Source organism: Streptomyces sp. RKAG290 (assembly GCF_023701695.1).
Taxonomy (GTDB): Bacteria; Actinomycetota; Actinomycetes; order Streptomycetales; family Streptomycetaceae; genus Streptomyces.
Genome location: NZ_JAJOZC010000001.1, coordinates 7,105,274 through 7,119,272, shown reverse-complemented (window position 1 = coordinate 7,119,272; position 13,999 = coordinate 7,105,274). Strand labels below are relative to the sequence as shown.

General features: G+C 69.1%; 8 protein-coding genes and 1 pseudogene. 2 read left to right on the top strand and 7 right to left on the bottom strand.

Features of this window, described 5'->3' with window-relative positions:
* Position 1 precedes the first annotated feature (1 nt).
* From LNW71_RS31460 to LNW71_RS31430, 7 genes and pseudogenes are all read right to left on the bottom strand, one after another.
* The gene (locus LNW71_RS31460) at positions 2–328 is read right to left on the bottom strand and encodes a cupin (protein WP_250971283.1); all 327 of its coding nucleotides are present in this window, start codon (positions 326–328) and stop codon (positions 2–4) included.
* Between the two features lie 108 nt (positions 329–436).
* On the bottom strand, positions 437–2,062 hold the full coding sequence (locus LNW71_RS31455; protein ID WP_250971282.1) for a glycoside hydrolase family 13 protein: 1,626 nt from the start codon (positions 2,060–2,062) through the stop codon (positions 437–439).
* Positions 2,063–2,198: 136 nt separating this feature from the next.
* On the bottom strand, positions 2,199–3,158 hold the full coding sequence (locus tag LNW71_RS31450; protein WP_250971281.1) for a carbohydrate ABC transporter permease: 960 nt from the start codon (positions 3,156–3,158) through the stop codon (positions 2,199–2,201).
* A gap of 15 nt (positions 3,159–3,173) precedes the next feature.
* The gene (locus LNW71_RS31445; RefSeq protein WP_250971280.1) at positions 3,174–4,133 is read right to left on the bottom strand and encodes a carbohydrate ABC transporter permease; all 960 of its coding nucleotides are present in this window, start codon (positions 4,131–4,133) and stop codon (positions 3,174–3,176) included.
* Between the two features lie 88 nt (positions 4,134–4,221).
* Positions 4,222–5,649: an extracellular solute-binding protein gene (locus tag LNW71_RS31440; RefSeq protein ID WP_250971279.1), complete on the bottom strand. Its 1,428-nt coding sequence runs from the start codon at positions 5,647–5,649 to the stop codon at positions 4,222–4,224.
* Positions 5,650–5,979: 330 nt separating this feature from the next.
* Positions 5,980–10,267 (bottom strand): annotated as a pseudogene (locus LNW71_RS31435) (discoidin domain-containing protein).
* A 410-nt stretch (positions 10,268–10,677) separates the two neighbouring features.
* Positions 10,678–11,172, bottom strand: coding sequence for a GNAT family N-acetyltransferase (locus tag LNW71_RS31430; RefSeq protein ID WP_250971278.1), 495 nt, complete (start codon positions 11,170–11,172; stop codon positions 10,678–10,680).
* A gap of 232 nt (positions 11,173–11,404) precedes the next feature.
* Here LNW71_RS31430 and LNW71_RS31425 point away from each other — a divergent pair, with 232 nt between their 5' ends.
* On the top strand, positions 11,405–12,178 hold the full coding sequence (locus tag LNW71_RS31425) for a 4'-phosphopantetheinyl transferase superfamily protein (protein ID WP_250971277.1): 774 nt from the start codon (positions 11,405–11,407) through the stop codon (positions 12,176–12,178).
* A 46-nt stretch (positions 12,179–12,224) separates the two neighbouring features.
* Positions 12,225–13,865 (top strand): phosphoglucomutase (alpha-D-glucose-1,6-bisphosphate-dependent), encoded by a 1,641-nt coding sequence (pgm, locus tag LNW71_RS31420; RefSeq protein WP_250971276.1) that lies wholly within the window; start codon positions 12,225–12,227, stop codon positions 13,863–13,865.
* The last annotated feature ends 134 nt before the right edge of the window (positions 13,866–13,999 follow it).

Here is a 13,999-nt window from a genome sequence, read left to right as displayed (position 1 = left end):
GTCAGCCGTTGACCGCGGTCAGCAGCACCACGGCGTCCTCCAGGGCAAGCAGCCCGTGCCGTTCCTGCGGGATCGGGTGCAGCCGTCCGGGTACCAGTTCCACGTCACCGGACGCGGCCGTGAGCCGGACCGTGCCGCGCAGCACCTGGAGGGACGCGGCGGGCGGGGCGTTGTGCTCGTCGAGCGCGGAACCCGAGGTCAGCGCGATGACGGTCTGCCGCAGCGGCTCCTCGTGGAGCAGGAGGTGCGCGCTGCGGCCGTGCGGGGAGGTGCGGGCCGCGGCCAGGTGCTCGTCGGCGAGGGCATTCAGATCATTCGGGACGTCCATATGCCCTACTGTGCCGCAGCCCTCGTTCCCCCGCGATCCTGCCGACGGACCCGGTCGGGCGAAATACCCGGCCGGGCCCGTCGGCAGGTGCGTCGTCGGTCCCTCCGGTCAGGCCCGCAGCCAGACCGCGGTGTCCCTGGGCAGTCGGCGCGCCTCGTCGAGCGGGCCGCTGGCCAGCAGGATCGCCGAGTGGCCGGGCAGCTCGGCCGCCTCGGCGCCCAGGTTGACGACGCAGACGAGCCCGTCGGTCCGGGTGAAGGCCAGCACGCCGGGCGCCGCGTCCAGCCAGGTCAGCCGTCGTATCCCGGGCTCCCCCGCGGTCCCGAATCCCGGTTCGGCGCGGCGCAGCCGCAGCGCCTCGCGGTACAGGGTGAGCATCGAGTCCGGATCGCCGCTCTGCAGGTCGGCGGCGTAGCCGGCCCAGCCGGCGGGCTGCGGGAGCCATGGTTCGGCGGTGGCACCGAAGCCGGCGTACGGTCCCTGCGCCGACCAGGGCAGCGGTACCCGGCAGCCGTCGCGACCGGGGTCGGCGCCCCCCTTGCGGAAGTGCATCGGGTCCTGGATCCGGTCCAGCGGGATGTCCGCTTCCGGCAGGCCGAGCTCCTCGCCCTGGTAGAGGTAGGCCGCGCCGGGCAGGGCCAGCGAGAGCAGGGCGGCGGCTCGGGCGCGCCGGGTGCCCAGGGCCAGGTCCGTGGGTGTGCCGAAGGTCTTGGCGGCGAAGTCGAAGCCGGTCTCGCTGCGGCCGTAGCGGGTGACGGTACGGGTGACGTCGTGGTTGCACAGCACCCAGGTGGCGGGGGCGCCGACCGAGGCGTGCTCGGCGAGTGTGTCGTCGATGGCGGTCCGCAGCAGTGCGGCGTCCCAGGGGCAGGCGAGGAAGTTGAAGTTGAAGGCGGTGTGCAGTTCGTCGGGGCGCAGGTAGCGGGCGAAGCGCTCGGTGTCCGGAAGCCAGACCTCGCCGACGAAGACACCGTCGTACTCGTCGGCGATGGCACGCCAGGAGCGGTAGATGTCGTGCAGTTCGTCGCGGTCGACGAAGGGGTGCGGGTCGCTGCCCACGACGAAGTCGGGCAGCGCGGGGTCCTTGGCGAGGAGTGCGGCGGAGTCGATCCGTACGCCGGAGACGCCGCGCTCGAACCAGAAGCGCAGCACCTCCTCGTGCTCCTGGCGGACCGCCGGGTGCGCCCAGTTGAGGTCGGGCTGCTGGGTGGCGAAGAGGTGGAGGTACCACTCGCCGTCGTCCAGCCGGGTCCAGGGCGTGCCGCCGAATTCGGAGACCCAGTCGTTGGGCGGGATCTCCCCGTCGGCGCCGCGCCCCTTGCGGAAGTGGAACAGGTCGCGTTCGGGGCTGCCGGAGCCGGCTTCGAGGGCGGCCCGGAACCAGGCGTGCTGGTCGGAGACGTGGTTGGGCACGATGTCGATGATGGTGCGGATGCCGAGTTCGTGGGCCTCGGCGATCAGCTTCTCCGCCTCGGCCAGCGTGCCGAACGCGGGGTCGATGGTGCGGTAGTCGGCCACGTCGTAGCCGCCGTCGGCGAGCGGCGAGAGGTACCAGGGGGTGAACCAGAGTGCGTCCACGCCCAGTTCCACGAGATAGGGCAGCCTGGCCCGCACCCCCGCGAGGTCGCCGGTGCCGTCACCGTCGCCATCGGCGAAGCTGCGTACATAGATCTGGTAGATGGCGGCGTCGCGCCACCAGTTCGCGGTGGCCTCGGACGGACGGTTGGCTGCCACGTGGCGTTCCTTTCGGGCAGGTGGTACTCCGCCGCCGGCCCGGCGAGCGGGGCAGGATGGGAGAGCCGGCGGCGGAGTGCTGAGGGAGAGCGGCTGTGCGGGGGTCCCCGGACCGGTCGGGGCTTCCGGGCGGGCCCTAGCCTTTGAGGCCACCCGCGGTCAGACCGCTCATGATGTTGCGCTGGAAGATCAGGAAGATGAGCAGCGTCGGGATGGACGCGATGGTGAGCGCGGCGATGAGGACGTTCTGCGGTACGCCGTTGGACAGCGAGTAGATGCCCACGTTCAGGGTCTGCTTGCTGGGGTCGGGCAGGGTGAGCATGGGCCAGAGGAAGTCCTTCCACACCCCGACCACGGCGAAGATGGAGACGACACCGAGGATCGGCCGGGAGATCGGCAGGACCACCGAGCGAAGTGTGCGCAGGGGGGACGCGCCGTCTATGGCGGCCGCGTCCAGGAGCTCTCGCGGGATGGAGTCGAAGAACCGCTTCAGCAGGAAGATGTTGAAGGCGTTGGTGACGGACGGCAGCCAGATCGCCCACGGCGAGTTCAGCAGGTTGCGCTGGAAGATCGGCACGTCCAGCACGGTCAGGTACTGCGGCACGACCAGGACGGTGGCCGGGATCATGAGGGTGGCCAGCATCATGCCGAGGATGACCTTGCCGAAGACCGGCCGCAGCTTGGACAGCGAGTAGGCGGCGGCCACGTCGAAGACCAGCTGGAAGGCGAGCGCGCCGAAGGCGTAGTACAGGGTGTTGAAGAGGAGCTTGGACAGGTCCATCACGGTCCAGGCCCGGCTGTAGTTCTCGGTGTGCACCGAGCTGGGGAAGGCCGTCGGCGGGCTCTGGACGACTTCCTGGGTGGTCTTGAGTCCGCCGGTGACCATCCAGTACAGCGGCCCGAGGAAGGCCACGGTGAACAGGATGATCACCAGGGCGAAGACGATCCAGTAGACGGTCCTGCCGCGGTTCCTGCCGAGCTGGGCCGGCGAGATCAGGGTCCGCTGGCGGCCGATGTCCGCGGGGCGTGCGGCCCTGCGCCGGCCGGTCTTGCGCACATCGCTCCCGGGCCGGGAGACAAGCGTGTTCGATGCCATGGTCGTGCTCCCGTCCTAGTCTTCGCTGCTGCGGCTCAGTCGTACGTACACCGCGGAGACTCCCGCGAGGACGACGAGCAGGACGAGGCCGAGTGCCGCCGCGCTGCCGTAGTTGTTGAAGTTGAAGGCGTACTGGTAGATGAGGTAGACGACGGTGGTGGTGGAGCCCTCGGGCCCGGCGCCGTTGGTGAGCAGGAACGGCTCGGTGAACACCTGCATCGTGGCGATGATCTGCATCAGCAGGAGCAGCGAGAGGATGAGCCGGGTCTGCGGGATGGTGACGTGCCAGACCTTGCGAAGCAGCCCGGCGCCGTCCAGTTCGGCCGCTTCGTACAGCTCCCCGGGGATTCCCTGGAGGGCGGCGAGGTAGATCAGGGTCGCGCCGCCCATGTTCATCCAGGTCGCCGCGATGACGACCGAGAGCATGGCGGTGTCGGTGTCCTGGAGCCACTGCTGGGCGGGCAGATGGAAGATTTCCAGAATGCGGTTGAAGAGTCCGTAGCCGGGGTCGTAGAAGTACTTGAAGAGCAGTACGGAGGCGACCGGCGGCAGCATCACCGGCAGGTAGACCAGCAGCCTCAGGTATCCCTGTCCGTGCCGGAACTCGTTGAGCACGACGGCGACGACGAACGGGACGGCGAAGCCGAACAGCAGCGCGAGCACGGTGAACAGCAGCGTGTTGCGCCAGGCCTGCCAGAACGCCGGGTCGTTGACGACGTAGGACAGGTTGGACCAGCCGGCCCAGGTGGTCTTGCCGTTCTCGGTCTTCTGGAAGGCCAGGATGAATTCCCGGACCATGGGATACCAGGAGAAGAACGAGAAGCAGAGCACCGCTCCGATCAGGAAGCCGTGCGCTGAGATGTTGCGGCGCGCGGCACGCAGGAACTCCTCGCGGGCGGAGCTCGGCCGGGCGGGGCCTGGTTGTCCGTGGCGAGGCCTGGTCGCCTTGCGGGGGGACAGAGTAGGGGCCGACATGGTTTCTCCTCGGTGCCGGTGAACTGAAGCGCAGTCGGACGGGTCCGGATGCGGGGCCGGGTCCGCGTGACCCGGCCCCGCGCGTCCGTTACTGGTTCGCCAGGACCTGGTTGACCTGCTGCTCGGCGGTGGAGAGCAGCTTGTCGATGTCGGCGTCCTTGTTGGTCAGGACGCCCGACATGGCGTTGTCGAGGATCTTGTAGATCTCCTGGGCCTTCGGCGGCTCGGCCTTGCCCTTGACGGGGTTGTCCATGAAGGCCTTGAAGTTCTCGATGGGCATCGAGGCGTTGGTGGTGCGTGCCGCGTCGTCCTTGGCCTTGCTGTCGCCCAGGAAGAAGTTCGGCTGCGGCAGCCCGACGGGCAGCTTGTCGGCCTTGGTGCGGGCCCAGTCGAACTGTCCCTTGCCCGGGCTGAGGTTCTTGAAGTTCAGCCAGGCGATCGCGGCCTTGATCTGGTCGGGCGAACTGCCCTTCTTGATCATGTAGTTGTTGCCGCCGAAGAGGGTGCCCTTGGCGCCGGGGATCGGGCCCAGGCCGAAGGTCTCGTACTTGGCGCCGAGCTGCTGCACCATGTACGCGATGTCGTCGGGGGCGGCAAGGAACATGCCGAGCTTGTCGGTCGATATCTGCTTCTGCAGATCGCCCCACTTCAGCAGCTGGGTCTTGCCCATGCTGTCGTCCTCCCAGCGCATGTCGTGCAGCTGCTGGAGGACCTGCTTGCCGCTGGCGTCGTTGAAGGCCGCCTTCTTGCCGGAGGCGTCGACGACGTCCCCGCCCAGACCGTACTGGCTGGCGGCGAAGTGCCAGCCGCCGTTGTTGCCTGCGCTGTACTCGCCGAAGCCGGCGATGCCCTTGCCCAGTGCCGCGATCTTCTTCGCCGCGGCGCGGACCTCGTCCCAGCTGGCGGGCGGGGTGTTCGGGTCGAGCCCGGCCTGCGTGAACAGCTTCCGGTTGATCATCAGGCCCATGGTGTAGTTGCTGGTCGGCAGGGCGTAGAGCTTGCCGTCCTTGCGGGCCACATCGATGACCTGGGGCTGGATGTCCTTGAGCGCGGGCACGGACTTGTCGTTGACGTAGGCGGAGATGTCCTCGGCCCCGTCGTTGTCCAGCACCTGCTGAAGGTCGGTGAAGTACGCGTAGAAGACGTCGGGCTGCGACTTACCCTTCAGCATGGCCGTGAAGCGGGGCGGCTCCAGGCACTGCCCGGGGGTGGACTTTCCGTTGATCTTGACGTTCGGGTACTTCTCGTTGAACGTCTTGATGTCCTCGTTCCACTCGCGCAGCTCCGCGGCCTTGGCCGCCGGCGGCATGCAGTCGATCGAGATCGTCACCTTCGTCTTCGGGTCGAGCGGGGCCGAGGGGTCGGACGAACCCTTGGATCCGCTGTCCTTGTCGCCGTTGTCGCTGCTGCTGCTCGTGCCGCAGGAGGCGAGAGCGGTCAGGGCGAGTGCGGTGACGAGGGCGGCCGCGGAGGCACGGCTTGTACGGCGTGTGCGGCGGAACCCAGCACTTCTCATCGATGGTCCCCTTCGGGCATGAGCAGGAAGGCCCTCGGCCGGCTCTCTGCCGGGGCGAGGCACACTCAACCAGCGTCGACATGTGAACGCAATATCTCGCGCAGTTTTCGTAAAAGTTTGACAGCGCGACGCACGCCCCGTGCGGCGCATGACAGAGGCGTGCCGCCCGGCCCCATGGGGGCCGAGACAGCACGCCAGGGGCGGTTCCGGACGGTTCGTGACCGGCCGGGAGCCCGGTTCCTGCAAACTGTGCACGTCGGTGCGCAAGGAATTTGCGCACCACGGAACGCCGTCCGGCCTGCCGGACGGCGCCCGTCGGCGCAGTGACTGCTACGGATTGATGTTGATCTTCATGGTGGAGGTCGTGTTCTTCACGTCCTGGGCGTTGCCGCTGAGCTTCAGCCCGTTGAAGGTGACCTCACCGACGGCGGGCCCCTGGCCGGCCTCCGGCATCTCGTTGGCCCACAGTCCGAAGCCGGACCTGGCATCGAAGGCGTCCCCGCTCTTGCGGGCGCCGGAGACCGAGATGTCGGTCAGGATCGTGTCCTTGATCGGGAACTGCGGCTGTCCTCCTACGTAGTTGGTCTGGAACATGATGCCGCTGTACGTCGGGTCGACGATGTCCACATGATTGATCCTGATGCCCTGGAACACCTTGGAGGCGGAGAACAGCCAGATGCCGGGGAAGGTCTGCGTGCCCCAGAAATGGCCCCCGAGCGGAGCACGGAGACGTTCTCGATCGTCGTCGGCTCGGTCCCGAACCCGTTCATCGGATAGCCGAAGTCCAGCGAGCTGACCGTGATGCCCGAGTAGACCAGGGTGTCCGCGATGAGGACGTTGCGGAAGGTGTTGCTGTACCCGCCGTAGACGGCCACGCCCGCGGCCCGCCAGGTCAGCAGGGAGGTGAGGTTCTCGTAGACGTTGTTCTTCATGTCCGCGCCGCCGGAGTCGATCGCCGAGAACAGCGCGAAGCTGTCGTCGCCGGTGGCCCGGGACTCGTTGTTGACGACATGGTTGTCCGTCGAGCCGTTGGTCATGTTGATGCCGTCGGCGAACGTGTCGCGGATGCGGGAGTTCTTGATGGTGATGCTGTCGGTGTTGGCGCCCCAGTAGAGGCACACCTGGTGCTCGTTCCAGACGTTGTCGATCACGATGTCCGAGACGTTGGAGAAGTCGAACACCTTGCCGGGGCCGTCGATGCGCGAGGTGTAGTTCCCGAAGTACGCGAAGTTCGCGAACGACGAGCCCTTGGCGCTGGCCTCGGCGCGGAAGCCGTTGTCGGTGTTCTCCTGGCCGGACGGTGCGTAGAACCTGGTGAACCAGGGACCCGCGCCGACGACCTTCACGGCCTTTCCGTAGACCTGGAACTTGCTCGCGGTCTGGTAGTCACCGGCCGGCAGGTAGACGCCGACCAGCTTGCCCGTGGTGTCCATCCGGACCTTGTCCAGGGCGTTCTGGACGTCCTGGTGGGTGAAGCCGGCGGGCACGGTGTAGGCGGCCGGGTCCGGGTTGGCGATCTGCGTCGCCTGCTCCAGGCTGACGAAGTCGATCGCGTACGTGCTGGTGTTCGCGGCGTCCTTCTGCAGCCGGATCTTGCTGCCCGCCGGGACGGTCTTGCCCAGCAGGACGTTCGCCTCGTCGTAGATGTGCCGCGGCGAACCCGCGCCCGGGGAGTTGCCCGGACCGGTCTCGGCGCCGTACAGCCAGGCGTACTTCGAGGTGAGGTCGATCGCCTTGAGGAAGGTGCCGTCCACGTAGAGGTTCAGCTTGGAGTCGATGCCCCCGCCGCCCGCCGAGTCCGGTATGGAGAACCGGGTCACCAGGGTGTTGGTGCTCGCCCTGGTGGTGAACTCGACGTAGTTGCCGGTGCTGTTGAGCGTGACGGCCTTACGGCCGGACGCCTCGCCCGCGACGTCGCCGACGGTCCTGTTCGGACCGACGACCTGCGCACCGCCGCCGGTGACACCGTCCTCCGCCTCGTACATGTCGTACGGCATGTTGGCGCCGCGCCCGACGAAGAGCGAGCTGCTGGCCGTGTTGTTCCCGCGCTTCACCGGAAGCTCGTTGGTGTCGTCCGCGATCACGGTCTTCACGGTGTACGAGCCGTTGGCCGCCGTCCAGCTGCCCAGGTTCACCGGGGAGCTGGTCGCGCCCGCGGCGATCGCCCCGGTGTAGGTGCCCGTGAGGGTCTTCACCGTGGCGCCCTTGGAGTCGAGCAGGGTCAGCGTGATGGCGTGGCCACCCGCGGCCGACGCCACGGAGCCCTGGTTCTTGATGGCGACGGAGAAGGTGACGCTCTGGCCGTTGGACGGGGCCGACGGCGAGGTGCTGACCCCGGTGGAGACCAGGTCGGAGCTGGCGACCGGCTTCACGACCAGACCGGAGGCGCTCGTGTAGGTGTTGTCGGTCTCGTTCTGCTCGATCACCTCGTTCGCCGGGTCGGCCACCGCACTCAGGGCGTAGGTGCCCGCGTCACGCGCTCCGATAGCGGCACTGACCTGGGTGGAGGCACCGGCGGCCAGCGCGCCCACGGACGCGGTGGCGACCTTGGAACCGCCGAGCTGGAACTCGACCTTGCTCGCCGGCGCGGCGACCGCACCGCTGTTGCGGACCGTGGCGGTCAGGGTGACCGGGTCCGACTCGACGGGCGCGGCGGGGGCCGCGGTCACCGAGCTGACCTGGAGGTTCGGGTTGGGCGCCGGAGCACCCAGCACCTGGAACTCCGCGACCTGACCCGCACCCGAGCCGGTGTTGGAGTTGAACTTCAGCTGGACGTCGGCGACCCGGCCGCTGACCGGAATGGTCACCGAGTTGCCGCTGCCGGGGTTGAACGCGTAGTCCTTGGCCGCGGCCAGGCTGGTGAAGGACGAGGCGCTCTGCTCCCGGCCGAGCACCTGGATGTTCTGGGTCCTGGCCCCCCAGCTGCTGTCCGGGTTGAGCTTGACGACGATGTTTTCCGTGTCGGCGTTGGCGCCCAGCTTCACGGTCAGGGTGTTCGGGTAACTGCCCCCGGCGCCTTCCCAGTAGGTGGTCACGCTGTTGTCGTTGGCGTTCTCCGCGACGAACGTGTGGACCACGGACGAGGCGGTGATGGGCTTGCCGATCGCGAGGTTGGACGCCGCGCTCGTGCTGCCGTTGCGGGTGACGGTGTTGCTGTCGCCCGACACGTTGCCCGCCGCGTCCTTGGCACGGACGAAGTACGACACGGTGGTGGCGGTGGACTGGCCGTCGGTGTAGGTGGTGACATCTCCCGCCACGCTCTTGCGGAGCACGTTGTTGGCGTAGATGTCGTACCCGGTGACGGCCTTGTTGTCCGTCGAGGCCTGCCACGTCAGCTTGACCTGCCCGGCGGTGGCCTCGGTGAAGCCGAGGCCGGCCGGTGCGGTCGGCGCCTGGGTGTCGCCCGTGCTACCGGTACGGGTGACGGTGTTGCTGTTCCCCGAGGCGTTGCCCGCCGCGTCCTTGGCCCGGACGAAGTACGACACGGTGGAGCCGGCCGGACGGGTGTCGGTGAACGTGGTGACATTGCCCGCCACGCTGCTCAGCAGCGTGTTGTCGGCGTAGATGTCGTATCCGGTGACGGCCGTGTTGTCCGTCGACGCCTGCCAGGTGAGCTTGATCTGCCCGGTGGCGGGTTCGGTGTACGCCAGTTGCGTCGGCGCGGTCGGCGCCTGGGTGTCACCGGACTCGGGCCGTAGATCTCCAGCTCGGATACCTGGGCGCCCGGCTGGACGGAGTTGGCGCTGACCAGGACGCGCACATAGCGCGTGGTCGTCGCGTCGAAGGAGATCGTCGCCGACTCGCCGGCCGTGGGGCTGAAGGTGTACGCCTTGGACTGCGTCAGGTCGGTGAAGTCGGACCCGTTGGTGCTGCCCTGGAGCTTCAGCGTCTGGCTGCGGGTCTCCCAGCCGTCCGGCAGCCGCAGCACCACGCGGTCGACCCGCACCGAGGAGCCGAGGTCGGCCTGGATCCACTGGGGCAGCTCGCCGTTGCGGCTCTCCCAGTAGCTGGCCGCGTTGCCGTCGTTGGCCTGGGCGGCGATGTACGTCTGGGTGTAGCTGCTGGCCGTGAGCGTACGGCCGGCGGCGAGGTTGACCGAGGACACCGCCGCCGCGCGGACCTCCAGCTCGGCGAGCTGCCCGTTCTTCGCGCCGGTGTTTGCGGTGATGTTCGCCCGCACGAACCGGGCCCGGGTGGCCGGGAAGGAGATGGTCACCTTGTTGGAGCTGCCCGGGGCGAAGGTGTAGGCGGCCGAGGTCTTCAGCGTCGAGAAGCTGGTGCCGTCGGCACTGCCCTGGAGGGAGAGCGTCTGACGGCGGCTCGCCCAGCCCGCGGGGAGTTTCAGGGTGACCTGGTCGATACGGGTGGCCTTGCCCAGGTCGCTCTGCACCCACTGGGGCAGGGCCTTGCCCGAGCCCTCCCAGTACGTCGACTGTTCTCCGTCGGTGATGTTGCCTGCGGCCTTGCCGCTGCCCGCGCTGCTCGCGGCGGCCTTGTCACCGGCGGCGATGTTCGGGCCGCCGGCCGCCGACGCGTTGAGCGCCGGCCAGCCGATCATCAGCAGACTGGTGGTGACAGCGGCGGAAAGGACCCGCCATCTCCAGCGTTGCGGTCTCATATGTCCCCGATCTTCGGCCTCGGCGCAGGGCGCGTCCAAGGCGCGGCTCTGTCTGCGTACCTGCGGGGCATGGTTTCCTGCACCAACAGGATGGACTTTTGCGTATTGCGGTCAGAGAGTTGCAGAGAATTGACGGGGAGTCCACCGTCCCGACAGAACATGCCACGCAAGCGGACTCCACCGCACCGCAGCAACTGCACTGACATTTAAGGCGTTAACTCGCCGATCGGTCGCACCGCAAAGGGACCGCAATTTACGCAACGTTTTTGCGTGAACATGAAAGCCGCTGAAAGGTGCCTGCTCGGGCGGGGAGACGGCGGGGAGACAGCAAGGAGCGCACGCCGCGCACAACGACGAGCGGGGCCCGCCGCTGCGGACCCCGCTCGTCGTTCCGGCTCAACGCCTCTCGGTCAGCCCGAGGCGGTCCACCGGTATCTGACGTCCGGCTCCTTCTCCTCGTTACGGCTGCCGTCGCTGAACTCGACCGCGGTGAATCCGTGCCGCTCGTAGAAGGCCCGCGCACCGGTGTTGCGCTGGAAGGCGTACAGGGCGAGCCCGTCCGGGCTGCGCTCCTTGGCCTTCGCCAGCAGCAGCGTGCCGATGCCCCGGCGCCGCACCTCGGGGTCGAGATAGAGGTGTTCGAGCTCCTCACCGTCGAGCGACAGGAAGCCGGCGATCTCCGTCCCGCCATCCTCCCGCCCGAGCTCCGCCACCCAGACGTCCGTACCGGGCAGCACGACGTGGGTCATCCAGGCGAGCGTGGCCTCGTCACTGTGCACCCGCGCCAGATACGGCATGGCGGCGGCGCGGGAGGCGAGAAAGAGCCGGGTGAGCGGGCCGGCGTCGTCGGCACCGGCGTCCCGCAGCAGTGCTGCGCCCGGGTGTGGTCGGCTGTCCGATGGCATCCTGTCACTCCTGTCCGAAAAAGGCCGGTGACTGCACCCGGCCGGCGCCCGGAAGAGGCCGCCGGGCCTTCTCGGGCGCAGTGACCTGGGCACACTGTGATCGAACGTACGTCGGGTCAGGTACGGATCTCCATAGAATAAGAGCTGTCCGCTCCGCCGTTGACGCCCGCTCACGGCACCGCCCCGGCCCAGGGTCCTCCGTTTGGATCAGGCCGGAGCACGCCAGCCCGGCATGATCCAACCGAGAGGCCCCAGGGAAGACGTGAAGGTCTACCAGCCCGACGAGTTCGCACTCACCGAGACCGGCTACCGGGGCCCGGCGCCCTCCTGGGCGCCGGGCGCCGCGGCGCTGTGGGTGGTGGACGCGGAACTGCAGGGCGGGCGGGCGCATCAGCTCGCGCCGGACATCCTCGACGCGGAGGAGCTCAGGCGCGCCGGAAGCCTGATCGCCGCGGCCGACCGGCGCTGCTACGTCGCCTCGCACGTGGCACTGCGGGTGCTGCTCGGTGCCTGGCTGGAAATCGCCCCCGAGGCGGTGGTGCTGCGACGGGAGCCCTGTCCGTCCTGCGGCGGCCCGCACGGCCGTCCCGCGACGGACGGCGGTGTGCACTTCTCGCTGTCGCACAGCCGCGGCGTCGCCCTGCTTGCGTTCGCGGACGTGCCGGTGGGGGTGGATGTGGAGCTCGCCCCGCAGGCCCGGACCGTGTCGGACATCGGTTATCAGCTGCATCCGGCGGAGATCCGCGAGCTGGCGGAGCTGCCCGAGGAGCAGCGGCCGGCCGCCTTCGTCCGGGCGTGGACGCGCAAGGAGGCGTACCTGAAGGGCAAGGGGATCGGACTGGCCGACGGTCTCTCGCACGACCACGTGGGCACCGGCCCCCGCCCGCAGCCCGGCCCCCCGGGCTGGACCGTCACCGATGTCGCGGTGCCCGCCGGATACGCGGCGGCGGTGGCCGTCCGCACGGCGGGGCAGTCGCCGGCCCGGGACGACGACCGGCGAAAATGATCCGGCGGGCAGATCGCACCGACCGACCGATACGGAGGAGTGGCAGATGCCGCACGAACGAGCCGGACACCAGGCGCGCCCCGAGGACCTGACTGATGTGGCGCGGCTGGTGACGGCGTATTACACGCTGCACCCGGATCCTGCCGAAGTCGGCCAGCGCGTGGCCTTCGGCACCTCGGGGCACCGGGGGTCATCGACCGCCACCGCGTTCAACGAGGACCACATCGCCGCGACGAGCCAGGCCATCAGCGAGTACCGGGCCCAACAGGGCACGGACGGGCCGCTGTTCCTCGGGGCCGACACCCACGCCCTGTCGGAGCCGGCCCGGGTGACCGCCCTTGAGGTGTTCGCGGCCAACGACGTAGCCGTGCTCATCGACTCCGCCGACGGCTACACCCCGACGCCGGCTGTCTCGCACGCCGTCCTCACGTACAACCGCGGCCGTACGTCGCATCTCGCCGACGGCGTGGTGGTCACCCCGTCCCACAACCCGCCCGGCGACGGCGGGTTCAAGTACAACCCGCCGAACGGCGGCCCGGCCGGGTCCGCGGCGACCGGCTGGATCCAGGAGCGCGCCAACGAGATCATCGCGGGCGGCCTCAAGGACGTGCGCCGGCTGACCTACGCCCGCGCACTGGCGGCGCCCTCGACCGGCAGGTACGACTTCCTCGGCAGCTATGTGGCCGACCTTCCGTCCGTGCTCGACCTGGACGCGGTGCGCGCGGCCGGCGTACGGATCGGCGCCGACCCGCTGGGCGGGGCCTCGGTCGCGTACTGGGGCCGCATCGCCGAGGAGCACCGGCTCGACCTGACCGTGGTCAATCCGCTCACCGACCCCACCTGGCGGTTCATGACGCTGGACTGGGACGGCAAGATCCGGATGGACTGCTCCTCGCCGTACGCGATGGCGTCCCTGATCGGGCAGCGTGACCGCTACCAGATCGCCACCGGCAACGACGCCGACGCGGACCGGCACGGCATCGTCACTCCGGACGCGGGCCTGATGAACCCGAACCACTACCTCGCCGTCGCCATCAACTACCTGTACGCGCACCGGGACCGGTGGCCGTCCGGAGCGGGCATCGGCAAGACCCTGGTGTCTTCCGGCATGATCGACCGGGTCGCCGCCGACCTCGGCCGGCCGCTGGTCGAGGTGCCGGTCGGATTCAAGTGGTTCGTGGACGGTCTGGCCGACGGCTCGCTCGGTTTCGGCGGCGAGGAGTCGGCCGGGGCCTCCTTCCTGCGCCGCGACGGTTCGGTCTGGACGACGGACAAGGACGGCATCCTTCTCGCGCTGCTCGCCTCCGAGATCCTCGCGGTGACGGGCGATTCACCGTCCGAGCACTACGCCACGCTGACCTCGCGGTTCGGTGAGCCCGCCTACGCGCGGATCGACGCGCCGGCGGACCGCGAACAGAAGGCCGTGCTGGCCCGGCTCTCCCCCGAGCAGGTCAGCGCCGACACCCTCGCGGGCGAACCGGTCACGGCCGTGCTCACCTCGGCGCCGGGCAACGGGGCGGCGATCGGCGGCATCAAGGTGACGACGGAGAACGCCTGGTTCGCCGCCCGGCCCTCGGGCACCGAGGACGTCTACAAGATCTATGCCGAGTCCTTCCTCGGCGCCGACCACCTCGGTCGCGTCCAGGAGGAGGCCAAGGCCGTCGTCGCGACGGCCCTGAACGCCTGACGCGGCGCGAGCGGTACGGCAGAAGCCGCCTCCCCGGGCACGGTCCGCCGGGGAGGCGGCTTCTGTCATGCACCCCCGAACCGGCCCGAACGCGTGGGCACTGCACGTATCTGGCCGGGCGCACAACCGGACAG

Excerpts from the sequence above, each read along its gene's own strand:
- LNW71_RS31460 (WP_250971283.1), bottom strand. The coding sequence starts at position 328 with ATGGACGTCCCGAATGATCTGAATGCCCTCGCCGACGAGCACCTGGCC.
- LNW71_RS31450 (WP_250971281.1), bottom strand. The coding sequence starts at position 3,158 with ATGGCATCGAACACGCTTGTCTCCCGGCCCGGGAGCGATGTGCGCAAG.
- LNW71_RS31445 (WP_250971280.1), bottom strand. The coding sequence starts at position 4,133 with ATGTCGGCCCCTACTCTGTCCCCCCGCAAGGCGACCAGGCCTCGCCAC.
- LNW71_RS31440 (WP_250971279.1), bottom strand. The coding sequence starts at position 5,649 with ATGAGAAGTGCTGGGTTCCGCCGCACACGCCGTACAAGCCGTGCCTCC.
- LNW71_RS31430 (WP_250971278.1), bottom strand. The coding sequence starts at position 11,172 with ATGCCATCGGACAGCCGACCACACCCGGGCGCAGCACTGCTGCGGGAC.
- LNW71_RS31425 (WP_250971277.1), top strand. The coding sequence starts at position 11,405 with ATGATCCAACCGAGAGGCCCCAGGGAAGACGTGAAGGTCTACCAGCCC.
- pgm (WP_250971276.1), top strand. The coding sequence starts at position 12,225 with ATGCCGCACGAACGAGCCGGACACCAGGCGCGCCCCGAGGACCTGACT.